Source organism: Niallia nealsonii (assembly GCF_002835805.1).
Classification (GTDB): Bacteria; Bacillota; Bacilli; order Bacillales; family Cytobacillaceae; genus Niallia; species Niallia nealsonii.
Genome location: NZ_PISE01000015.1, coordinates 124,942 through 147,520 on the forward strand (window position 1 = coordinate 124,942; position 22,579 = coordinate 147,520).

20 protein-coding genes and 4 tRNA genes are annotated in these 22,579 nt (G+C 33.4%); 1 reads left to right on the top strand and 23 read right to left on the bottom strand.

The annotated features are described in order from the left end of the window. Positions 1 to 7: 7 nt before the first annotated feature. The 19 genes from CWS01_RS07840 to CWS01_RS07930 form a co-directional block, all read right to left on the bottom strand. Positions 8 to 808, bottom strand: a complete 801-nt coding sequence (locus CWS01_RS07840) for a two-component system regulatory protein YycI (protein WP_101176638.1) — start codon at positions 806 to 808, stop codon at positions 8 to 10. Then, positions 795 to 2,117: a YycH family regulatory protein gene (locus CWS01_RS07845; RefSeq protein ID WP_101176639.1), complete on the bottom strand. Its 1,323-nt coding sequence runs from the start codon at positions 2,115 to 2,117 to the stop codon at positions 795 to 797. Before CWS01_RS07845 ends, CWS01_RS07840 begins: the two co-directional genes overlap by 14 nt. Continuing rightward, positions 2,114 to 3,955 carry a cell wall metabolism sensor histidine kinase WalK gene (walK, locus tag CWS01_RS07850; RefSeq protein ID WP_101176640.1) on the bottom strand — a complete coding sequence of 614 codons (1,842 nt, stop codon included), beginning with the start codon at positions 3,953 to 3,955 and terminating at the stop codon, positions 2,114 to 2,116. Before walK ends, CWS01_RS07845 begins: the two co-directional genes overlap by 4 nt. A gap of 9 nt (positions 3,956 to 3,964) precedes the next feature. Continuing rightward, the gene (gene yycF, locus CWS01_RS07855; RefSeq protein ID WP_101176641.1) at positions 3,965 to 4,675 is read right to left on the bottom strand and encodes a response regulator YycF; all 711 of its coding nucleotides are present in this window, start codon (positions 4,673 to 4,675) and stop codon (positions 3,965 to 3,967) included. A gap of 769 nt (positions 4,676 to 5,444) precedes the next feature. Then, positions 5,445 to 5,517 (bottom strand) — tRNA-Phe (locus tag CWS01_RS07860). 184 nt (positions 5,518 to 5,701) lie between these two features. Next, positions 5,702 to 5,778: transfer RNA gene (locus tag CWS01_RS07865), tRNA-Asp, on the bottom strand. 16 nt (positions 5,779 to 5,794) lie between these two features. Continuing rightward, positions 5,795 to 5,866: transfer RNA gene (locus CWS01_RS07870), tRNA-Glu, on the bottom strand. Between the two features lie 12 nt (positions 5,867 to 5,878). After that, a tRNA-Lys gene (locus CWS01_RS07875) sits at positions 5,879 to 5,954 on the bottom strand. Between the two features lie 149 nt (positions 5,955 to 6,103). Continuing rightward, a complete protein-coding gene (locus CWS01_RS07880; RefSeq protein WP_101176642.1) occupies positions 6,104 to 7,396 on the bottom strand; it encodes an adenylosuccinate synthase in 1,293 nt (430 codons plus the stop codon). Between the two features lie 401 nt (positions 7,397 to 7,797). Continuing rightward, the gene (gene dnaB / locus CWS01_RS07885; RefSeq protein ID WP_101176643.1) at positions 7,798 to 9,162 is read right to left on the bottom strand and encodes a replicative DNA helicase; all 1,365 of its coding nucleotides are present in this window, start codon (positions 9,160 to 9,162) and stop codon (positions 7,798 to 7,800) included. 188 nt (positions 9,163 to 9,350) lie between these two features. Continuing rightward, positions 9,351 to 9,800: a 50S ribosomal protein L9 gene (rplI, locus tag CWS01_RS07890; protein ID WP_101176644.1), complete on the bottom strand. Its 450-nt coding sequence runs from the start codon at positions 9,798 to 9,800 to the stop codon at positions 9,351 to 9,353. Further along, positions 9,797 to 11,770 (bottom strand): DHH family phosphoesterase, encoded by a 1,974-nt coding sequence (locus CWS01_RS07895; protein WP_101176645.1) that lies wholly within the window; start codon positions 11,768 to 11,770, stop codon positions 9,797 to 9,799. Before CWS01_RS07895 ends, rplI begins: the two co-directional genes overlap by 4 nt. A gap of 42 nt (positions 11,771 to 11,812) precedes the next feature. Next, positions 11,813 to 12,754 (bottom strand): YybS family protein, encoded by a 942-nt coding sequence (locus CWS01_RS07900; RefSeq protein ID WP_101176646.1) that lies wholly within the window; start codon positions 12,752 to 12,754, stop codon positions 11,813 to 11,815. A 423-nt stretch (positions 12,755 to 13,177) separates the two neighbouring features. Further along, on the bottom strand, positions 13,178 to 13,414 hold the full coding sequence (gene rpsR, locus CWS01_RS07905) for a 30S ribosomal protein S18 (RefSeq protein ID WP_193603764.1): 237 nt from the start codon (positions 13,412 to 13,414) through the stop codon (positions 13,178 to 13,180). A 44-nt stretch (positions 13,415 to 13,458) separates the two neighbouring features. Continuing rightward, positions 13,459 to 13,974: a single-stranded DNA-binding protein gene (gene ssb, locus CWS01_RS07910; protein ID WP_101176648.1), complete on the bottom strand. Its 516-nt coding sequence runs from the start codon at positions 13,972 to 13,974 to the stop codon at positions 13,459 to 13,461. Positions 13,975 to 14,034: 60 nt separating this feature from the next. Further along, entirely contained in the window at positions 14,035 to 14,325 is a 291-nt protein-coding gene (gene rpsF / locus CWS01_RS07915) for a 30S ribosomal protein S6 (protein WP_101176649.1), read from the bottom strand. A gap of 432 nt (positions 14,326 to 14,757) precedes the next feature. Then, complete coding sequence (ychF, locus tag CWS01_RS07920) at positions 14,758 to 15,858, bottom strand: redox-regulated ATPase YchF (RefSeq protein WP_101176650.1); 1,101 nt, start codon at positions 15,856 to 15,858, stop codon at positions 14,758 to 14,760. A gap of 216 nt (positions 15,859 to 16,074) precedes the next feature. After that, positions 16,075 to 16,272, bottom strand: a complete 198-nt coding sequence (locus CWS01_RS07925) for a DUF951 domain-containing protein (RefSeq protein ID WP_101176651.1) — start codon at positions 16,270 to 16,272, stop codon at positions 16,075 to 16,077. Positions 16,273 to 16,290: 18 nt separating this feature from the next. Next, complete coding sequence (locus tag CWS01_RS07930; protein WP_101176652.1) at positions 16,291 to 17,151, bottom strand: mechanosensitive ion channel family protein; 861 nt, start codon at positions 17,149 to 17,151, stop codon at positions 16,291 to 16,293. Positions 17,152 to 17,533: 382 nt separating this feature from the next. Here CWS01_RS07930 and yyaC point away from each other — a divergent pair, with 382 nt between their 5' ends. Further along, positions 17,534 to 18,151, top strand: coding sequence for a spore protease YyaC (gene yyaC / locus CWS01_RS07935; protein WP_101176653.1), 618 nt, complete (start codon positions 17,534 to 17,536; stop codon positions 18,149 to 18,151). A gap of 105 nt (positions 18,152 to 18,256) precedes the next feature. Here yyaC and CWS01_RS07940 read toward each other — a convergent pair whose 3' ends face one another. The 4 genes from CWS01_RS07940 to rsmG all read right to left on the bottom strand — a co-directional run bounded on the left by CWS01_RS07940 (position 18,257) and on the right by rsmG (position 22,559). After that, positions 18,257 to 19,117 carry a ParB/RepB/Spo0J family partition protein gene (locus tag CWS01_RS07940; RefSeq protein ID WP_101176654.1) on the bottom strand — a complete coding sequence of 287 codons (861 nt, stop codon included), beginning with the start codon at positions 19,115 to 19,117 and terminating at the stop codon, positions 18,257 to 18,259. Next, positions 19,110 to 19,871, bottom strand: coding sequence for a ParA family protein (locus CWS01_RS07945; protein ID WP_101176655.1), 762 nt, complete (start codon positions 19,869 to 19,871; stop codon positions 19,110 to 19,112). The genes CWS01_RS07940 and CWS01_RS07945 overlap by 8 nt, the downstream gene beginning before the upstream one ends. Before the next feature lie 770 nt (positions 19,872 to 20,641). Beyond that, positions 20,642 to 21,529 (bottom strand): nucleoid occlusion protein, encoded by an 888-nt coding sequence (noc, locus tag CWS01_RS07950; protein ID WP_101176656.1) that lies wholly within the window; start codon positions 21,527 to 21,529, stop codon positions 20,642 to 20,644. 310 nt (positions 21,530 to 21,839) lie between these two features. Continuing rightward, the gene (rsmG, locus tag CWS01_RS07955; RefSeq protein WP_101176657.1) at positions 21,840 to 22,559 is read right to left on the bottom strand and encodes a 16S rRNA (guanine(527)-N(7))-methyltransferase RsmG; all 720 of its coding nucleotides are present in this window, start codon (positions 22,557 to 22,559) and stop codon (positions 21,840 to 21,842) included. Between the last annotated feature and the right edge of the window lie 20 nt (positions 22,560 to 22,579).

The window sequence follows — 22,579 nt, forward strand, 5'->3', positions numbered from 1 at the left end:
TTTTTTCTCACTCCAATTTAATCTGTTCACTTTTTGTTTTTATTATTTGATTATCTAACGCATTTACAAATAGATTTTCCCCGTTATCTAATAGAATAGACCAAGTTGGTGAAAGCACCTGTGTTGTGGAATATTGTTGGGAGTAGTAACCTAATTCCACCTTTTTTATCTTGCTGTCATTATCAATATAGCTGTTTGTAAACAGTGTATAAATAGCATCTAATGGCCGACTAATATTTTCTTCTTCCTCAATTTCTTTAATATTTTCAAGAAATGTCTGTTCATAGGAAACTATTTTATTTTCTTCATTTAAATAAAAAGTCAATTTTCCATTTAAATTTTGATAAAAGGTTTTTCCATTATATTGCTGATAGTAGGTAATAGTCTTATCTTTTTTTTCCCAGAAACGATATTGATTACCATTTAATATATGGCCTTCTATATATGTGGTTAAATCTGTTTCTTTAAATGGTTGTCCTATGCTTATCGGCTTTTCTAAAATAGACTGGAGAATATTGCTGTCAATAATAGTAACCTCTTGTCCTTTTAAAAGTCCTTTTTCCCATTTTGTTAATTCTTCTTTACTAAAGGTTTTAGATTTCGCCGACAAATATTGATCCTTTGCATTCTTAGGCAAGTCTTTTGGATATGTTATCCCATATGATGATAATATATTTTCAGCTGAAGGGCCTTGTTTGTACTCAAATTGTTGAGATGACTCTTTAAGGCGCATATATTCATATATCAAATAAATATCAAGGACTAAAAAGGCAAGAATAAATATTGTCTTAATCTTATTCCAATCCATTATTCTTGCCTCCTGTATGTGAGGTTTCTATCTGATACCATTTTTCATCATATTCATAGAACCAGCTCGGCTGTATCCTTACAATGCTTTGCGAGTCTACCTGCATATCATAGCCCATCACAATATCCTGTATTTTTTCCATATCAATATTCTTTTGTTCTTTTAAATATTCAAGCACTTTTTGCCCAGACATCACTGTAGTGGTAGTAGTATCAAAATCCGTCCCAAAGGTACTAAGATTGCTTGTAATAAATGTTTTCACATCATTATTTTCCCACATTACCTGAATATCCGATATTTTATGTTCCATATCAAATATTGGATATCCCGCTGAATTATATAGACGAAAAGTTGATTTATCGTAATTATCATTTTTGCCTACATATCTATATTGGTTTGTCCATCCCCCATGCTGGTTTACAAACTCAATACTATTTTGAATCATTTTATTTTTTTCTGTACCATCTGTAATTACTTCAGATGGTTTTAGAAAAGAAACAACATGGGTATCTTTATCAATTCTTAAAAGTCCAGTATCATCCGTGTATTCTTCTCGATTAGCGATGATACTTTTCTGCACTAAGCTAGGATCGCCAAATAACGCTCTTTTTAACTTGGCAGAATCAATCGTTTTATACAAATAATTATATTTTTTCATACTACTATCATTTTCTGGCAAATAAATTAGATTATTTTTTGTCAACTCATAACTAAAATGCGCTGTATAAATAGATCCTTCCATCGCCACATGATTAGTAAAATCTTTAAAAGAATCAATAAATGACGCAGAAACATTGCTTTCATACACTTTACTGTTATTTCTAGAAATAAAATAAACCAATCCCTCTTTATCTTTAGAAATATCATAAGAAATTAAAATAGTATCAAAATCAAAATTATTGCTTTCTGTACTATTCAGCAAGGTTTTATATAAATAAAATGGAACATCACCTGGAAACCTTATTTCCATACTATGATTCTGTTTTTGAATAAAAGAAGAAACATTTTTTATTTCCGGGGAAATATTTTTAATATTATTATAGTCCCATTTTTTTAAAGTATTAATCACGTCACTTATTTCAATACTATCCATTGTTCCATAATGTTGGCCATTTAAGTGTTGATAAATTCTATCAGGCTTAACTACCTCGCCAACTTCTTTGCTTTTTCCAAACATTTCTGGTTCAACTGTTGGAATTTTTTTTAATGTTTCATAATTTCCTTGATGCGTCCATAAAACATAGTATAAAAAGACACTTAATAATACAAGAATAACTAATATAACTGTTTTTATTTTTTCATAAGTCATACCCAATCATCATCCTCTTCTGATTGAATATAAGGAAGAGTAAAAGATACTTTTGTTCCTTTCCCTTCTTTACTTGTTGCCCAAATTTTCCCCCCATGCGCTTCTACCATTTCTTTTGCAATGGCAAGACCTAATCCTGTGCCTCCAAGCTTGCGTGTGCGGGCCTTATCAACACGATAGAATCGGTCAAATACCTTTTCTAAGTTTTCTTTTGGAATACCAACACCATTATCAGAAATGCTGACAATAATTTGTTTCTCTTGTTCCTTTAAAGAGAATGTGATTTTTCCGCCTTCAGGAGAATATTTTAATGCATTTGAAATAATGTTATCCATTACTTGGGTTAATTTATCTTCATCTACTTCTACAAAAGCAGCATGCTTTGGCAATTTACGCTCAAATATAACATTCTGCTCTTTAGTCAACTCAAAACGATCAATAATACGATTATAGAAAACAATGAAATCTACTAACTCTTTATCCAATTTAATGTCTCTATTATCCAGTTTAGATAATTGAAGCAAATCATTCACTAAACGAATCATTCGTTCTGTTTCATTTTGTGTCACTTCTAAAAATTTAGGAGCCAGTTCATCATCTTGCCAAGCACCTTCTGCTAATGCCTCCACATAACTTCTCATAGTCGTAAGAGGAGTACGTAATTCATGAGAGACATTCGCTACAAATTCTTTACGTTCCATATCGATTTTCTCCTGCTCCGTTATATCATGAAGGACAGTTATAAGGCCATTTACAAATCCTGTTTCTTTTTGAATAACTGAAAAGTTCGCTCTTAGTACATAGGGTTCATAATTCGTACTATAGTCGAGAATAACTGATTCTCTCTCTTCAAGAAGTTCTTCAAACGTATATGTTCCCTTTAAACCTAAAAGATTAATAATAGGTTCTGATAAGACTGTTTCACGTGAAACATCTAGCATTTTTGCTGCAGGTTCATTAATTAATATTATACGACCTCTTCTATCTGTTGCAATTACCCCATCTGTCATATAAGAAAGAACAGAAGACAGCTTCCTTCGTTCACTTTCTGTTGTTGCTTGTGATTCTTGCAGTTTTTTTGTTAGATTATTAAACGTAATCGCGAGTTGACCAATTTCATCAAAGCCATATACCTTAACTTTTCTTGAAAAATTCCCCTTTGACAAAGCAAAAGCATGTTTTTGCATATCGGAAATAGGCCTTGTTATCGTTCTTGCCAGCAGCACTCCTAAAACAGCTGTTACTACTAATGTAATAAGTGTACCTTTTTGAAAGATTTGATTTATTTCATCCATCTGCTTATAAACATTCTCAATTTTCCCAACCAGATAGATAGCTCCTATTGATTCTCCCCCTTGAGGTCTAATAGGAGCTATTAAAACATATATTCGATTGCCTGTTTTTGAATCAATGGAATAATCCTCTACAGGTGCTGAAGAGTTTACCAACGTTCTTCTCACTACATTATCGACCATTTTTTGACCTACCAAGTTTTGGTTTTCAGGGTCTGATGTACCAATAATAATAGAATTGCTGTCAATCACTCTAATTTCCTGGATAATGTTTGAATTATTATCCTCACTCAAAAGCCTTTTTACATCCTCTTCTAACGTAGAATCGCCATTTTCAATCGAACGTTCCTTTGTTAGCTGTTCTTCTAAATAGATAGATAAAATATTTACTTTATCCTGAATAGATGTTTCAAAGTTATCTTTTAACGTTCGCTGCAGTGTTTGTACAAAGTAAACACCAATGATTTGAATAGAGATAAGAATAAGCAGTACAATAATCAATACTAGCTTTAAATGAATAGATCGGAAGAAACTAACTTTTTTCATCAATTATGATTACTCCTGTTCAGGGTTTCTTAAATAGTAACCAACACCTCTTCTTGTTACAATCCATGTTGGATGACTAGGATTATCCTCAATTTTTTCTCTTAATCTTCTTACCGTTACATCTACTGTACGGACATCCCCATAATAATCATATCCCCATACTGTTTGCAGCAAGTGCTCCCTTGTCATAACCTGCCCAATATGTTTTGCCAGATAATGAAGCAATTCAAACTCCCTATGTGTTAATTCAATCATTTCACCACGTTTTGATACGATATATGCATCTGGATGAATCGTTAATGAGCCTATTTCAATCTCATTTGTTTCATTCTCTTCTTCTAATGCAGAAGGAGTCTGTTGATGTCTACGTAAATTGGCTTTGACACGTGCGATTAATTCTCTTGTGCTAAAAGGTTTTGTTACATAATCATCTGCCCCAAGCTCAAGGCCAAGCACTTTATCTATTTCAGAATCCTTTGCCGTTAACATAATAATTGGCATTTCATACTTTTTTCTAATTTCCCGGCAAACTTCCATACCATCTCGCTGTGGAAGCATGATATCAAGAAGTACTAAATCAGGTTGTATTTCTTCCACTTTTTCTAAGGCTGCATTTCCATCATAAGCGCAATGAACTTCAAAGCCTTCTTTTTTTAAATTAAATTGTAGTATATCTGCAATTGGTTTCTCATCATCAACAACGAGTATTTTCTTATTCAAACCAGTTGTCCCCCTTCAGTCAGAGTATCTATAGTAGTATGTGTATTATTTACATCTTCTACTTCTAATTTACCATTTTATAAGAATTTATTCACTTTTTTATACATTCTTAATAAAAACGAATGATTAAAAAACCCTCCAATAGAGGGTTTTTTAATCATTCAACTTACCTGAATTAGGCTAGTACACATTATAAATAAAAAATTCTTTTTACTAGTGCAAAGAATATATAGGGGTGCCAAAATACAGAGAAGTTCCTAAATAATCAGTAATTTAGAGTATATGCGTAAATCTATTATTAAATCTAAAGACACTCTTTATCTTTTTGTTCTAGTTTTATTTTCATCTAATTTAAATAGGAGCTATTTAGGACTTCCAAATATCCTTCTTCACTCTATCATATATTTCTGCTGTTGGAATGAACATCTTTATTTTGTAATCAAATTGTAAATTGCAGTGAAAAACAAAATAGAGAGGTTCCTCTCCTACCTATTAACAAAACTTCCTTTATTTTAAATAAAGCAAAATTTCAAATAATGAAATTTCCCATATCTTCCACTGATCGCAGCCTAAACAAGATAAGATCTAGGGCACAAAGAAACTGCTATAAGACCTGGATACTATAATAAGTCTATGTTCTTTTATATAGAGCTTTCACTCGAAATGTTTCTCCCTATAATCTCGTGATTAAGATCAAAAAACTTTAAACAAGGATAAGGGATTACAGAAAAAAACGGTTACGAATAAAATTCATAACCGTTTTTTAGAGTGGCTCAGGACGGAATCGAACCGCCGACACAAGGATTTTCAGTCCTTTGCTCTACCGACTGAGCTACTGAGCCATAATATTATCTGCTTCTTTATTCTATTATCTTACTTTTATCTATTTTTTAATTTATGTATTAAGATAATAAAATTCACTTTATTAATTCTTAGCTTACGACTATGGCTGTTATAGTATCCATTCGTATATACAGATTAAAAAAATATATATGTAAAATATGCTAGGTGCATATAGAAAAAATATGGCGGTCCGGACGGGACTCGAACCCGCGACCTCCTGCGTGACAGGCAGGCATTCTAACCAACTGAACTACCGGACCAAAAAATATATTAAAATGACCCATACGGGATTCGAACCCGTGTTACCGCCGTGAAAGGGCGGTGTCTTAACCGCTTGACCAATGGGCCATAATAAAGAAATGGTGAGCCATGGAGGATTCGAACCTCCGACCCTCTGATTAAAAGTCAGATGCTCTACCAACTGAGCTAATGGCTCTTATTAAAAGTTTTTTCATGTCATTTGCGACGCTTTTTATAATAGCACAGTTTCAATTTAAAAAGCAATACTTTTTATAAAAAAAATTAAAATAATTTCAAATGCCTAAATAAAGTAGAAAGTATACTCTATTCAGGCATCTCTTTAAATTAGTTTTGTCTCCAAGGACTATGAATTACATTTGTTTGTGTACGATCTGGACCTACAGAGAAAATAGAAAGTGGAATACCAGTAAGTTGAGATACTCTTTCTAAATAATGTCTCGCATTTGCTGGAAGTTCACTTAATGATTTACATCCAGTAATATCCTCTGTCCAACCTGGAAGTTCCTCATATACAGGCTCGCAATCAGCTAAAGTTTTTAAACTTGCTGGGAATTCTTCCATAGTTTTTCCTTTATAGTTATATGCTACACAAATTTTTAGTGTTTCAATTCCTGTTAACACATCAATAGAGTTTAATGAAAGGTCAGTTATACCACTAACACGGCGTGCATGGCGTACTACGACACTATCAAACCAGCCAACACGTCTAGGTCTTCCAGTAGTAGTTCCGTATTCACGTCCTACTTCTCGTATTTGATGACCAATTTCATTATCTAGTTCTGTTGGGAATGGGCCATCACCAACTCTAGTTGTATAAGCTTTTGATACACCGACAACATGCTTGATTTTAGATGGACCTACACCACTGCCGATCGTTACTCCACCAGCAACTGGGTTAGAAGAGGTAACAAATGGATATGTACCTTGGTCGATATCCAGCATAACACCTTGTGCACCTTCAAATAAAACACGGCGTCCTTCATCTAAAGCATCATTTAACACAACAGATGTATCACAAACATAATGCTTAATTTGCTGGCCATACTCATAATATTCATCAAGAATATCTTCTATTTTAAATCCATCTGTCTCATATATACGTTCTAATAAACGATTTTTTTCTTCTAAGTTGCGTGCTAGTTTTTCTTCAAATGCTTCTTTATCTAATAAATCAGCCATACGAATGCCAATACGAGCAGCCTTGTCCATATATGCAGGACCAATGCCTTTTTTTGTTGTGCCAATTTTGTTAGCACCCTTACTGTTTTCTTCCACTTCATCTAATTTCAAATGATATGGAAGAATAACATGCGCGCGATTGCTGATTCTAAGATTATCTGTAGTCACACCACGATCATGTAAATATTTTAATTCTGTTATAAGTGCTTTAGGATCAACAACCATTCCATTACCTATAACAGAGACTTTGTCACTATAAAAAATCCCGGAAGGAATTAAGTGCAACTTATAGGTTTCACCATTAAACTTAATAGTATGTCCCGCGTTATTTCCGCCTTGGTAACGTGCAATTACTTCAGCATTTTCAGATAAAAAGTCTGTAATCTTTCCTTTTCCTTCGTCTCCCCATTGTGTTCCAACCACCACTACTGATGACATATCCCTGAGCACCTCCAAAGGTTACTATACATTTTTTATATTATTAATCAATCAAACATTCCTATTTTATCAATTTAATGTAGTAAAAGTCAATAAAACACGAACAATGAAAATAAATAATATATTTTATGTTCGTGAAACTTTAGTAAACTAGTAAAAAATAAAGGGAAACTTCAATCACTGGAGGCTTCATGTCCCCTACTGATAACTAATCAGACTTTTACAGACAAGTTTATACCCACCTAGATTTCTCGTTCTCTCTTATCATTCCCTTAAAGCCCGTTAATATGTGATAAAACATAGCATCCTTAATACATAGAGAAAGGGTGCGCTATAAGTTAAAACATCAACTTATAGCACACCCTTCTCAAAATTCTATTCTTTTTGTGTTATTATCACTCTTATGCACCAGGCGGCATTCCAGAATCATCAAAACGCCGCTCTAAATTCACGAATTTATTGTACTCTTTTACAAAGGCGAGTTGTACTGTTCCTGTTGGACCATTACGTTGTTTGGCAATAATTATTTCAATAATATTTTTGCTTTCTGACTCTTTGTCATAATAATCATCACGATATAAGAATGCCACAATATCGGCATCCTGCTCAATACTTCCTGATTCACGAATATCAGACATCATTGGACGCTTATCTTGGCGTTGTTCAACACCACGAGAAAGCTGGGAAAGTGCAATAACAGGAACTTGCAATTCTCTAGCTAGGGCTTTTAATGAACGAGAGATTTCGGAAACTTCTTGCTGTCTATTTTCCCCAGATCTTCCGCTTCCTAAGATTAATTGCAGATAGTCAATTAAAATCATCCCAAGCCCATGCTCTTGTTTTAAACGACGGCATTTTGAACGAATCTCTGTAATCTTAACACCTGGTGTATCATCAATAAAGATACCTGCATTAGATAAGCTCCCCATTGCCATCGTAAGCTTACCCCAATCTTCATCTGTTAATGAACCTGTACGAAGACGTTGCGCATCAATATTGCCTTCTGCACAAAGCATACGCATGACAAGCTGCTCAGCTCCCATCTCTAGACTGAATATCGCTACATTTTCTTGTGTTTTTACCGCAACATTTTGTGCAATATTCAAGGCAAATGCTGTTTTACCAACAGAGGGACGTGCTCCAACAATGATTAAATCGTTGCGCTGAAATCCAGCAGTCATTTTATCTAGTTCTTCAAACCCTGTGGCAATACCGGATATATCTCCACTACGATTATGCATTTCTTCAATATTATCATAGGTGCGCACTAATACATCTTTAATATTATGAAAAGCGCCGGCGTTTTTTCTTTGGGCAACTTCCAAGATGCTTTTTTCTGCTTCGCTAAGCAATACTTCTACTTCATCTTCACGTGTGAATCCATCTTGAGCGATATCTGTTGCTGTTCGAATTAATCGGCGGAGCAACGATTTCTCTTCTACAATTTTTGCATAGTATTCTATATTAGCAGCAGTAGGAACAGATCCTGCAAGCTCGCTTAAGTAGCTGACACCACCCGTATCTTCTAAGTTATTGCCTACTGCTAGTTCTTCGGTAACTGTTATTAAGTCAACGGCTTTTCCCTGATCGCTTAGTTTCAGCATTACAGAATAGATGCGTTGATGTGCACCACGATAAAAATCCTCTGGAATGAGAATTTCTGATGCTAACGTTAAGCTTTGCGGCTCAAGAAAAATAGCTCCTAGAACAGCTTGTTCTGCTTCAATATTTTGTGGCGGGACTCTATCTGTCATTATTTCACTCATCTAGAAACCTCCTTTTAAGTAGGAAAAGGTTCATTATTATTCATATATAATAAATTTAATAAATTGTTATTTTAAAAGAATTATAATTATAAACCGAAACAAAAAAATGTGATCAGCTAAGAACTGTATCACATTTTATCGGACTTATCCTATTTTAACACTTTTTTTTATAAATGGAACTTCCAATATTAGCTTAATTCTTTTACATGTACATTTAGTGTTGCAATTACTTCTTGATGAAGCTTTACTGGAACCTTTGTGTAGCCTAATGAACGGATTGCATCGTTCAGTTCAATTTTACGTTTATCTATTTTAATTTGATGCTTTTTATTTAACTCTTCTGCAATCTGTTTACTAGTAATAGATCCAAACAATCGGCCGCCTTCTCCAGACTTAGCATTCAGCTCCACATTAATTTTCTCTATTACTTCTTTTAGTTTTTTTGCTTCATTTAGCTCTTCGATTGCTTGTTTTTCTTCTTTTTTCTTTTGTGCATTTAATGTGCTGACTGCACTCGTATTTGCTTCTACAGCCAAACCTTGTTTTAAAAGGAAATTATTAGCGTATCCATCTGCTACATTTTTTACTTCCCCTTTTTTCCCTTTACCTTTAACATCTTTTAGAAAAATTACTTTCATTCTTTATTTCTCCCTTCAAAATATTCATCAATAGCGTTTTGCAGCCTTATCTTTACTTCTTCTATGGATGCATTAGCAATCTGTGTCGCAGCATTTGTTAGATGACCGCCACCTTCTAGGCTTTCCATAATGAGCTGGACATTTATATCACCGAGAGAACGGGCGCTTATACTGATGATCCCCTCACCTCTATGTGAAATGACAAAACTTGCTATAACTCCATCCATTGTTAAAAGTGTATCGGCAGTTTGAGCAATTAGCACGCCATCATAGATATCGTTATTTATTGCTGAGGCTATAGCAATACCAGGCTTGTAAAATTTCACATTTTCAATTAACTTTGCCCTTTTTACATAATTCTCAATGTCCTCTTTTAAGAATTTTTGTACAAGTACAGTGTCTGCTCCTTGACCACGGAGATAGGAAGCTGCGTCGAAAGTTCTTGCACCTGTTCTTAGCGTGAAACTTTTGGTATCTACAATAATGCCTGCAAGCAGTGCTGTTGCCTCTAACATCTCAATTTTAACATTTTTCGGCTGATATTCTAGTAATTCAGTAACAAGTTCAGCAGTAGAGGAAGCATATGGTTCCATATAAACAAGTAATGGATTCTCCACAAATTCTTCTGCTCTTCTGTGATGATCTATTACAACAACGTCTTCAATTTTATGAAGCAGTCTGTCATCAATTACAAGAGAAGGTTTATGTGTATCTACAATCACTAACAAAGTATCTTCTGTTGCCATCTCTAAAGCTTGATCTGGTGTAATAAATCGTTCGAATAGATTTCCTTGTTTTTTTATTTCATCAACCAATCTTCGCACACCAATATCTATTTCCTGAAAATTAACAACAATATACCCTTGTTTTTGATTCATTTGTGCCACTTTCTGAATCCCTATAGAAGCCCCTATTGCATCCATATCAGGATTTTTGTGACCCATAATGATTACCTTATCACTTTCAAGAATTAACTCTTTTAAAGCATGCGAAATAACTCTCGCTCTAACCCTTGTTCTTTTTTCAACTGGATTTGTTTTTCCACCGTAGAATTTTACTTTACCATTTGTTTGTTTAATGGCAACTTGATCTCCTCCGCGTCCTAATGCCAAGTCAAGACTAGATTGGGCAATAGTTCCAAGTTCCGGTAAAGAGGAAACGCCTGAACCGACTCCAATGCTTAGAGTAAGGGGCACATTCTGTTTGGATGTCAATTCTCTTACATCGTCTAAAATCGTGAATTTTCCTTTTTCTAATTGCTGGAGAATATGTTCATTAAATATAGCAATAAATCGATCAGAAGAAATCCTTTTTAGCAAGACGCCACTATCTGTTGCCCATTTATTTAAAATAGACGTCACACTATTGTTTAAACTGCTTCTTGTCTGATCATCCATGCCTTGTGTTAGGTCATCATAATTATCTAAGAATATAATAGCTATAGCTGTCCGTTCATCCTCGTACAGCTTCTCTATTTCTGTTTGTTCTGTTACATCAAAAAAATAAAGAAGTCTTTCCTCTCTTTTATGAATCACTCGAAATTTTCGTTCATGCAATGTAATAATTTCCGTCTCTACTTCTTGTTTGATTAATGGTATGACGGATGATGCCACATCATATAATGATCTTCCAACTAATGTATCCTCTGTAAAGCATGAAGCTAAAAAAGGATTTGTCCACTCGATATAATACTCATCATTGATAAGCATTATCCCTATTGGCATTTCCATTAGCGCTTCTTCTCCAACCTTTTTTACTCGATAAGAAAGAGTCGTTATATATTTTTCTGTTTCTTTTCTCTTTTTAATATCTATCCTTAAAATGAGATAAAAAGGAATAACAGAAAATAGCAGGCCTAATAGAGAAAAGATCCAATTATAATAGGAGAGGAGACCAAGAAAGATCATCGTAATTCCCATTAAGCCAATTAACGGAGATCTAATAGACCCTTTTTCTAAAAACGTAGGCAATTTCTTCAACTCCTAATATTGTCTGTTTTAATACCCATACCCTTAATCAGTTGCTTTTCTAAAGAATTCTCTCCAATTTGTCCCTATATCAATTACTCCTAGCACCCTAAGCAAAAAAGAAAAGGTTGGATTAATTAACATAAAAATAGTTAATACAATAGCAATTCCTTTTGGTAAATTATATTGAAAGAAAATAAAAAAGAGAAAAGATATTCCTTGTATCATAATCAACAGCTGCAGTATGTAAAAGGCGTTAAGAAATACCGTATAGATAAGTGTATCTTTTTCTATTGAAACAAATGATAACACAATTAATCCAAGAAAAATCCATAAAATAGCACGAGGCAATCTCCACATTCTAATTGGCTGCCAAGATTCTGCCTTTATCCCAAATCTTTTGATAATGGGAATAGAAATAGCCTGTATAACAAATATATTTACAATAGATCCTATAATGGCTATACTCGGGACCATTTTTTTCATTAATTCCACTGCAGTCTGGAATTGTTCTAAAGCTTCTTCACCTTTTTTGGGATCTATTGCTTTAATTATCGGCTTGCTTTGCTTTAATCCTTCTTCCATCATTTTAAATAACTCTTTTATGTAATCTATTTGCAGGAAAAATACGGATAACCAATAAGAAAGTGCAATAGTGATAAAAAATGCAAAAGAGGCTGCTAACAGTATCTGAACCCGGCTTTTATTCCTAATGATATAATCCCCAAGAACTATTCCTGTTACCCCATACATGAAAGTCAATGGCAGTGCATGCAACGAACCGACTATAAACGAAATAAAAATAGCAGCTATAAAAAATAAACCGCTTGCTTTTCTGTCAAACCTTCCACGAAACAAAATAAATGGAAGCACTAAAAAAAAGGTAGTTACATTATTGAGAATTGGTATATAGAGTGTAATTAGTAGCAATACAGCATAAATAGCTAAAAGTACGGCACCTTCTGTAATTATTCTTGTTTTTCTCATTTCCACCTTCCCCTCTGTATATACACATTCTACTATCTAATTACAACTCGTTCAATCATTCCTTTCTTATAGAATAATAAAGAATTACTATTATTGATTTTTCAAAGGTATTTCCCCCTAGCAATTGATGCTCATTCAGGTTTCATTTAGTTTTTGGAGATATATTCTTGACTATGTCTTAATTAATGATTGATGCCTAATAAAGCTATATTGATTTCAATAATTACTTATATCTGTTCCCCATACTCTTAGATATTATGAGGAATAGCAGCATCCATTATTACATAGTTTTCAAAGAAGGTTTAAAGAGATGAATTACTATTGAAAAAACAAGAAGAGTAAGCTCATTGCAGTGCTAAAAAATAAACTTTAAGATCTAACATAAAAAAGCACTCATTATTAAAATGAGTGCTTTAAGCTTTATTATTCACCAGTTACGTATGGTAGTAAAGCCATAGTACGTGAACGTTTAATAGCAATCGTTAATTTACGTTGATATTTAGCGCTTGTACCAGTTACACGACGAGGTAAAATTTTACCGCGTTCTGAGATGAATTTTTTAAGAAGATCTACATCTTTATAGTCGATGTGCGTAATGCCGTTAGCTGTAAAAAAACAAACTTTACGACGTTTTGCACGTCCGCCTCTGCGTGCTCCCATTGCCATGTGATTTCCCTCCCTTTTTATTAATTAATAAGTTCTATTTAGAATGGTAAGTCATCATCTGAAATATCGATTTGACCGCTATTTGCAAATGGGTCTTCATCCATTCTTGTATAGTCCTGGTTACTGCGATTATTTTGAGGTCGCTGATTCTGATAATTATTAGATCCAAAAGGATTATCTTGTTCTCTTGGAGCACCATAATTCGTGTTGTCATTTCTATTGTTGCCAGAACTGTTCCTAGGTTCAAGAAATTGAACACTTTCAGCTAGAACTTCTGTTACATAAACGCGTTTTCCATCTTGTCCTTCATAACTGCGTGTTTGAATTCTCCCATCTACGCCTGCTAAACTTCCTTTTTTCAAGAAATTAGCAACATTTTCAGCTGGTTTTCTCCAAATAACACAATTAATGAAATCTGCTTCTCTTTCTCCTTGCTGGTTCGTAAAAGCACGATTAACTGCTAGTGTAAAAGATGCCACAGCAACTCCATTCGGTGTATAACGCAATTCCGGATCTTTTGTCAAACGGCCAACAAGAACGACACGATTCATCATCAGTATCAACTCCCTTCTAGTCAAATATGTTTCACGTGAAACACAATAAATTTATATTAATTATTTAGCTTCGTCTTTAACAACAATGTGGCGAATGATATCTTCGCTGATTTTTGCTAAACGAGAAAATTCTTCAACTGCTGTCGGTGCAGCGTTAACTTTTACTAATTGATAGTAACCATCGCGGAAATCATTGATTTCGTATGCAAGGCGACGTTTACCCCACTCTTTTGCTTCAGCTACTTCCGCGCCATTATCAGTAAGAATACCGTTAAAACGCTCAACTAGAGCCTTTTTAGCTTCGTCTTCAATATTTGGACGGATGATGTACATAATTTCGTACTTTTTCATCTCTTTCACCTCCTTTTGGTCTAAACGGCCCAATTTGGGCAAGGAGCAATTAACATTACTCACAAGACTAAATTATAGCATAGAAAGATACAATTAGCAATGAAGCAATAAAATAAATTAATGATAAAAAAGCGACTTATTCCTTTAAACTGCTTAACCATATATAAAAAACAGCTAAAATAGGGGATTTTAATGTTTGCTTGCAACGCAGATAAATATACAGTCATTTAGTTTCCAATATAAATTTTTATATCAGAAACAATCAAGTATAATTTTCCTCTTATCATTCTTCCTAGATTTGTTGTTCTTAAACTTATTAAAAATTTTTTTTACATCTTTTTAGCTTAATCCATATTTTATAAAAAACAGCTAAACATTTTAGCACCCTTATCATGATAAGGGTGCTAAAATAAATTTCATCTTATTTATATCTTAAACATTAAAGCGGAAGTGAATAATATCTCCATCTTTTACGATATATTCTTTCCCTTCCAATCTTACTTTTCCAGCCTCTTTGGCTGCTACCATATTTCCACTAGCTAATAAATCATCATAAAATACTGTTTCAGCACGAATGAATCCTCTTTCAAAGTCAGAATGGATAATCCCAGCACATTGAGGAGCCTTCATTCCTTGAACAAAAGTCCATGCACGAACTTCTTGTACCCCTGCTGTGAAATAAGTAGCTAATCCAAGTAGATGATATGCAGCACGGATCAATTGGTCTAATCCTGATTCTTCAATTCCTAATTCTTGAAGGAACATTTCCTTTTCTTCTCCTTCAAGTTCTGCAATTTCCTCTTCAATTTTTGCACAGATAACAATAACCTCAGCATTTTCATTTGCCGCAAATTCTTTTACACGTTTTACATATTCATTGTTTTCAACATCAGAAATTTCATCTTCTCCAACGTTTGCTACATACAGCACTGGTTTAATTGTTAATAAATGTAAACTTTTCGCTAGTTTTGCTTGTTCCTCTGTAAATTCTACTGTTCTTGCAGGTTTTTCTTCCTCAAATGCTGCTTTTAGCATTTCTAAAACTTCCAACTCTGCCATTGCATCTTTATCTTTTTGTTTAGCCATTTTACCGACACGGCCAATTCTTTTTTCAACAGATTCTAAGTCTGCCAGAATTAACTCTAGATTTATTGTTTCTATATCCGAAATAGGATCTACTTTTCCTGATACATGGGTAATATTATCATCTGCAAAGCAACGGACAACTTGGCAAATTGCATCTACTTCTCGAATATGGGATAAAAATTTATTCCCTAATCCTTCTCCCTTGCTTGCACCTTTAACAATACCTGCAATATCTGTAAATTCAAAAGTTGTTGGTACTGTTTTTTTCGGTTGAACTAATTCAGTTAATTTTGTTAAACGTTGATCTGGAACTTCCACAATTCCAACATTTGGATCTATTGTACAAAACGGATAGTTTGCTGATTCAGCACCCGCTTGTGTAATTGCATTAAATAACGTTGATTTCCCAACATTAGGTAAACCCACTATTCCAGCAGTTAATGCCATATTGTCACTCTCCTATATAAACCTTTTAATTTACGTACAATAAAAGTATTAAGTTATTGTTTCTAAACCTCTAACAATTATAGTTTTATCTACAAAAAAAGACAAGTAGACATCCTAATGCAGCACTTTACATAAAAAAGGCAAACAGAAATAAAGTTTTTTTACTTTATTTCTGTTTGCCTAAAATATATTATCATAATTTATAACTATTTAAAATTACTCCTCATGTTTCACAAGAATTTTTTTTATTTTCCTTGAAAAATCTCTTCTTGGTATTAAAACACTATGGCCGCATCCTTCGCATTTAATTCTGATATCCATGCCCATTCGAATGACCTTCCAACGATTGGTCCCACACGGATGTGCTTTTTTCATTTCTACTACATCATTTATTGAAAACTCTTTTGGCTCCATATTTCCTCCTATTGGTTATTATTCAGGTTTAGAATACATCACTAATTTCGGGTATGGACTTTCTATTCCATTTTCATCTAAAACATTTTTTATTTCTTTCCTTAATATCCTTGCTATATAATGCTGCTGCATAGGTAATGTTTCTGCCACTACTCTAATTACTACCTCAGTAGCTAAAATGTTTTGAACACCTAATAGCTCAGGTGGACCAACCATCTCTTCATACTGTTCTGGCATTTTTTCAATAAGATCTTGGATAATCTGTTCTGCTCGATTGATATCCCCTTGATAAGCAATACTAACATCCACTACTGCACGACTATTATTAAGGGAGAAGTTTGTTACCTCTACTATACTACCATTTGGTATAATATTAATTTCTCCAGTATAGCTTTTTATTTTTGTTGTTCGCAGGCCTATTTCTTCTACTACTCCTTCAAATACGCCAATCCGAACAAAATCGCCGACTGAAAATTGATCTTCAAAAATAATAAAAAATCCGGTAATAATGTCTTTCACTAAACTTTGAGCACCAAAACCTACAGCTAATCCAACGATACCAGCACCAGCTAATAACGCTTTAACATCAATGCCAAAAATAGATAAAAGTGTCATTGCTGCAATAAAATAAATAACATAAGTAATCGCATTTTCTAATAATTTTACTAAAGTAGCTTCTCGTCTTTCTGATATGCGCAATGCTGCATGAGGTCTCACTTTAAATATATTATTAATCGCTAATTTCCCTAGTTTAATTAACAGAGTACTAACTACTAATATAACGACGACTTTTAAAGAAATCTGTCCTAAATTGATCCACATATCTTGATTTGTTAATGTATCTACACTTTCGGTAACTTGTTCTTCAACTGAATCCACTTTTTCACATCCTTTGTACCATTGTATCATTAGAGTACCCTGATTATTGCTATCAGGTCCTTTTTTAACATTTAGTCTACCACATCGTCACAGCTTTTTTATAAAACAATTTCATTTTATCAGGTTATTTCTCATCTTTGTAGTAATTTGATAATCTTTTCCTTATCTCTTTATTTGCTTCTAAACAGTTCCAGCCTTTTCCCTGTTTAAAAATTATTATTATTGTGTATGTATAGATTACATAATATTTCCGTATACTGTTATTACTATGAATATTACAAATTAATTTTTTTACCAATTAATAGGATCTACTCGCTACTATTGTTTTTCATTCGCATATCGAATTTTTTAGAATGCCTACTGAGATAAAGGAGTTGATTTAATGACCATATATTCCTCTCTATTTGAAAAAAAGGACCTTCCAACAAGAATTATGTATGATGAGCAACTAGCTTCTTATAGAATAGCAGATTCTTTAGCCAATTTTTTACCTTCTGTCCATTCTAATCATTCAATCGTTTTCATTTGTATTGGCACAGATCGATCTACCGGTGACTCACTAGGTCCACTTATTGGAACCTTGCTAAATGAAAAAAATATTGCTCCATTTAGTGTATATGGAACTTTAGATGATCCTATACATGCTCTTAACTTAGAAGAAAGATTAGAAGAAATAAAAACTTCTCATGAAAATCCATTTATTATTGGAATAGATGCTTGTCTAGGGCGAATGAAAAGTGTTGGTGCCATTCAAATAGGAGAGGGTCCAGTTAAACCTGGAAGTGGAGTAAATAAAGAACTTCCTCCAGTAGGCCATATTCATATTACAGGTATTGTGAATATCAGTGGCTTTATGGAATTTTTAGTATTACAAAATACTAGACTAAGTTTAGTATTAAATATGGCAAAAATAATTTCAAAAGGCATCTACCATACTAGTTTACGTTATATGCACACTTCAGAAATAAAGGATTATACCTTAAAAGAACGTCCTATTTAACCACTTGCTTATCGTTAGATAAAAAAAGAAACCATATTATTTCTAGGTTTCTTTTTTTCACATTTATTCTTCTATTATTTGCAGCAAAATAGTCATCTTGTACTGTCAGTTATTCTCTAAGGAAAATAGCTGCAATAGTCTTTCTAGATCATCCTCTGAGAAAAACTCTATTTCAATTTTCCCCTTATTTTTTGACTGCTTAATATGAACAGTGGTTCCAAATCTTTCTCGTAAATAAGATTCTTGTTCCTTTATAAAAACATTCTTTATTTCCTTTTTTTCCTCTTTTGTTTCACGTGGAACATTGTCATTTAATCTTTGAATCATCTGTTCCAATTGGCGAACATTTATTCCATCATTAATGATTTTATCTACAAGCAGCGGCAGATTATCTTTATTTTTTAAACCTAACAACGCTCTTCCATGCCCCATAGATATTTTTCCATTGCTCATAAGATCTTGAATTTCAACTGGCAATGTTAATAATCGTACATGGTTTGCAACATGTGGTCTGCTTTTCCCTAATCTTTTTGCTAATTCTTCCTGAGTAAGTTTCAGTTTTTTCATTAGCAATTGATAGGCACGAGCTTCTTCAATAGGTGTCAAATCTTCTCGTTGCAAGTTTTCCAACATGGCTAATTCCATCATTTGCTGCTCCGATAATTCACGTACAACAGCAGGAATTACATCGAGGTTAGCTTCTTTAGCTGCACGAAATCTCCGCTCACCTACAACAATTTCATATCCCTTAATGCTTTTGCGAACAATGATTGGCTGTAGTATACCATGCTCTACTATAGAATTCTTTAATTCTTCAATTGCCTCTTTCTCGAAAACTTGCCTAGGCTGATAAGGGTTTGGTCGAAGTTCTTTTATACTCAATTCTCTTATAACTTCTTCCTTTTCTAGTTCTATCTTTTCAATTGAAAAAAAAGCATCAAGGCCCTTCCCTAGTCCTTTAGCCACTTGTTACCACTTCCTTTGCCAAATCTAAATAAACTTCAGCACCACGCGATTTTGGATCATATATGATGATAGGTTCTCCATGGCTAGGAGCTTCACTTAATCTGATATTTCTTGGGATAATGGTTTTATATACTTTATCTCGGAAATATTTTTTTACTTCTTCAATAACTTGCAGCCCTAAATTTGTTCTTGCATCTAGCATAGTTAATAATACACCTTCGATGGCAAGCTCATGATTCAAGTGTTTTTGAACTAATCGAACTGTATTTAGAAGTTGGCTTAATCCTTCTAAAGCATAATATTCACATTGTACAGGTATTAATACAGCATCTGAAGCTGTAAGAGCATTAATTGTTAATAGCCCTAATGAAGGAGGACAATCAATCAAAATATAATCATATCTATCTTTTATTTTTTCTAATGCTCTTTTTAATCGTATTTCTCTTGAGATAGTGGAGACTAACTCAATTTCAGCACCAGCAAGTTGAATAGTAGAAGGAATGACGTGCAAGTTCTCTACGTTTGTATTTTTCAATACTTTTTCTACATCTAAGTCATCCACCAAAACATCATAGATACAATAATCTACATCTGCTTTCTCAATTCCAACTCCACTAGTAGCATTTCCTTGTGGGTCAATATCTACTAATAGTACATTTTTTCCGATATATGCTAAACAAGAGCCAAGATTGACTGAGGTAGTCGTTTTCCCAACTCCCCCTTTTTGATTAGCAACTGTAATTATTTTTCCCATGCTGTCACCTACCTTTATTACCTGAAATCAAAATTATACAAGCATTCTAGCTAATAATAATCGAAGTTCTTTAAAAATTATGTCTAAGTAAATCTATACAAAGCTTTTTTTGAAACTTGGTCCCTTAAATGGGGATTCTGCTGATTATCTAACGAGCATTACTGCTAGCTCCTAGATTCATTTATACATTCAAGTAAAAAACTGAATTTTCTAAGTCTATTATGCTATATTTTTATATTAAATAGAAAAATATAGCATAATATTATCCTGTCTATTATTTTATCATGAAAACTTGTAAATATCGTCTTTTTTTCCGTGCATTATCTAATCTTAGTTGGAATGATAAAATAAGAAGAAAAAACCTTCTCTTATACATCAAATTTTACTACATTTTTAGAAAAAAATGGTGTTTTTTTAATTGAGCTAATGAAAAGTGGGAAAGATTTTTTCATAAAAAAGAAGAAAATGAACTTCAATCAAGCTTTTACCAGCAAGTTTCTCTTCACCTAGATTTCTCATTTTCTTTTATCACGCCTTAGGTGGGCCCATTAAAGCACGATAAATCCAGACCAATAAAAGCTCCCCATACAAAATATAAGAAATAAAAAAAACGAGTGCCAAAACTAGTAGAAGTTATGCACTCGCTTTTTATATAAATAATATAGATGAAATAATTTTGTATTCATTACTTTCACGACTTCTTCATTTGCTGGTAGAGAATCCCACATTAGCATAATTCTATAGAAAACCTTATAAAAAAGAAAAGTATATTATTTCTTTTTTGGTATTTTTATAGTAAATTGATAAAAATCATCGAACTCTTCTTCCTCGGCATTAAGATTAATGCCACTGTCTGAAACCATTGATAAGGATTGTCGAATTGTGTTAACTGCAATCCGCATATCTTTACTGAAAGCTCTTCGTTTTGCTTTAGGCTTCTTTTCTGTCTGCTCAAGCATTTTTACTACACGATCTTCCGTTTGCTTCACATTTAAGTTTTTTTCAATAACTTCTTGAAGAAGCTGCAGCTGTTTCTCTTTTTCCTTTAGAGGAATCATGGAACGCGCATGCCTTTCAGAAATTTGTTTATTTAAAAGGGCTGCTTGAATTTCTTCTGGAAGCTTTAATAATCTTAGTTTATTAGCAACAGTGGATTGCCCTTTTCCGAGTCTTTGTGCAAGGGCTTCTTGAGTAAGATTATGAAGTTCTAATAATTTACCGTAAGCAATCGCTTCTTCTATAGGAGATAATTCTTCTCTTTGAAGATTTTCAATTAATGCAACAGAAGCTGTTTCTGTATCGCTTAAATTTTTAATGATAGCAGGAACTTTTTCCCACTCCAACTTTTTCATAGCACGCCATCTTCTTTCACCTGCTATGATTTCATATTTATCGGCTTCATATTCTCTGACAACAATTGGCTGAATAATGCCATGTGTATGGATAGTTCTTGATAATTCCTCAATTTTTTCATCATCAAACACCGTTCTTGGCTGAAAACGGTTTGGAACAATCTGATGGATAGGAATTTTTTTTATTTCTTCCCTGCTTTCCATCATTTCCATCTCCTCACTAGCATCTTCTACTCCAATTTGCCTTGCAACTGTTTGATCTTCCTTTTCGCCTAGGCCAAAAAAGCGTGAGAAAGAAGGCTTCATCACCCTGCACCACCTTTACGAAACTCCCTATTACATATTCTCTAAAATGAATAGCATGTCCTGCAAAATATATTAATTATAATAAGAAACTTCTCGAATTTTCATAGAATTTGCCATTATATCTCTATTATATAATAGTTAAGAAAAATGATATAGTCTAAATTTCATAGATTTAATTTGAAAAGTCGTTATTATTCCAATAATAAAATGGGCTGCAAAAAGAGCTAGTTCTATTTTTTATATTCAAGTTTTGCGTTTTTTCTATAACCTTCCTCCTTAATAAAATCTAAAAAAGGAGGAAGATCATATTTTATTCAATTGGCTCTTTATTAGGTGTACCAGGTTTTCTTGGATATTTTTTGGATGTCGATTCTACCTTAGAGATAATTAATATATTTCGCTCGCTTTTCTCAAATGGTAATTCGAATGAATGTTTTGCTTCCAATTTCCCACCTAAAACAGAAATTGCCCTTTTGCCAGCTTCAATTTCTTCCTCGGCACTAGCTGCCTTCATGGCAACAAATACTCCCCCAACCTTTACAAGAGGTAAACATAATTCGCTTAACACAGACAATCTTGCTACGGCTCTTGCTGTTACAATATCAAATTGCTCTCGATACTTGCTATTTTTTCCAAATGTTTCAGCACGATCATGAACAAATTCTACATTTTCCAATTGAAGTTGTTTCGCTAGATGTTGGAGAAAATGTATTCGCTTGTTTAATGAATCCACTATTGTTACCTTCAGATTTGGATAAACAATTTTTAATGGAATAGAAGGAAATCCAGCACCTGCACCTACATCACAAATATGGACAGGTTTAGTAAATGAATCTTCATAGAAAGATGCCGTAACAGAATCATAAAAATGTTTTAAATATACATCTTCCTTTTCTGTAATAGCCGTAAGATTCATCTTTTCATTCCATTCAACCAATGTTTGGAAATAAATTTCAAATTGTTTCACTTGCGTTTCGGAAAGGTTAATTCCCTTTTCTGAAAATGTGTGAATAAACTGTTCTATATTCATATTAGAACCCTTTCCAAAAA

Excerpts from the sequence above, each read along its gene's own strand:
- CWS01_RS07840 (WP_101176638.1), bottom strand. The coding sequence starts at position 808 with ATGGATTGGAATAAGATTAAGACAATATTTATTCTTGCCTTTTTAGTC.
- CWS01_RS07845 (WP_101176639.1), bottom strand. The coding sequence starts at position 2,117 with ATGACTTATGAAAAAATAAAAACAGTTATATTAGTTATTCTTGTATTA.
- walK (WP_101176640.1), bottom strand. The coding sequence starts at position 3,955 with ATGAAAAAAGTTAGTTTCTTCCGATCTATTCATTTAAAGCTAGTATTG.
- CWS01_RS07880 (WP_101176642.1), bottom strand. The coding sequence starts at position 7,396 with ATGTCATCAGTAGTGGTGGTTGGAACACAATGGGGAGACGAAGGAAAA.
- dnaB (WP_101176643.1), bottom strand. The coding sequence starts at position 9,162 with ATGAGTGAAATAATGACAGATAGAGTCCCGCCACAAAATATTGAAGCA.
- rplI (WP_101176644.1), bottom strand. The coding sequence starts at position 9,800 with ATGAAAGTAATTTTTCTAAAAGATGTTAAAGGTAAAGGGAAAAAAGGG.
- CWS01_RS07900 (WP_101176646.1), bottom strand. The coding sequence starts at position 12,754 with ATGAGAAAAACAAGAATAATTACAGAAGGTGCCGTACTTTTAGCTATT.
- rpsR (WP_193603764.1), bottom strand. The coding sequence starts at position 13,414 with ATGGGAGCACGCAGAGGCGGACGTGCAAAACGTCGTAAAGTTTGTTTT.
- ssb (WP_101176648.1), bottom strand. The coding sequence starts at position 13,974 with ATGATGAATCGTGTCGTTCTTGTTGGCCGTTTGACAAAAGATCCGGAA.
- rpsF (WP_101176649.1), bottom strand. The coding sequence starts at position 14,325 with ATGAAAAAGTACGAAATTATGTACATCATCCGTCCAAATATTGAAGAC.
- ychF (WP_101176650.1), bottom strand. The coding sequence starts at position 15,858 with ATGGCATTAACTGCTGGAATAGTGGGTTTACCTAATGTTGGGAAATCA.
- CWS01_RS07925 (WP_101176651.1), bottom strand. The coding sequence starts at position 16,272 with ATGGAGCCAAAAGAGTTTTCAATAAATGATGTAGTAGAAATGAAAAAA.
- yyaC (WP_101176653.1), top strand. The coding sequence starts at position 17,534 with ATGACCATATATTCCTCTCTATTTGAAAAAAAGGACCTTCCAACAAGA.
- CWS01_RS07945 (WP_101176655.1), bottom strand. The coding sequence starts at position 19,871 with ATGGGAAAAATAATTACAGTTGCTAATCAAAAAGGGGGAGTTGGGAAA.
- noc (WP_101176656.1), bottom strand. The coding sequence starts at position 21,529 with ATGAAGCCTTCTTTCTCACGCTTTTTTGGCCTAGGCGAAAAGGAAGAT.
- rsmG (WP_101176657.1), bottom strand. The coding sequence starts at position 22,559 with ATGAATATAGAACAGTTTATTCACACATTTTCAGAAAAGGGAATTAAC.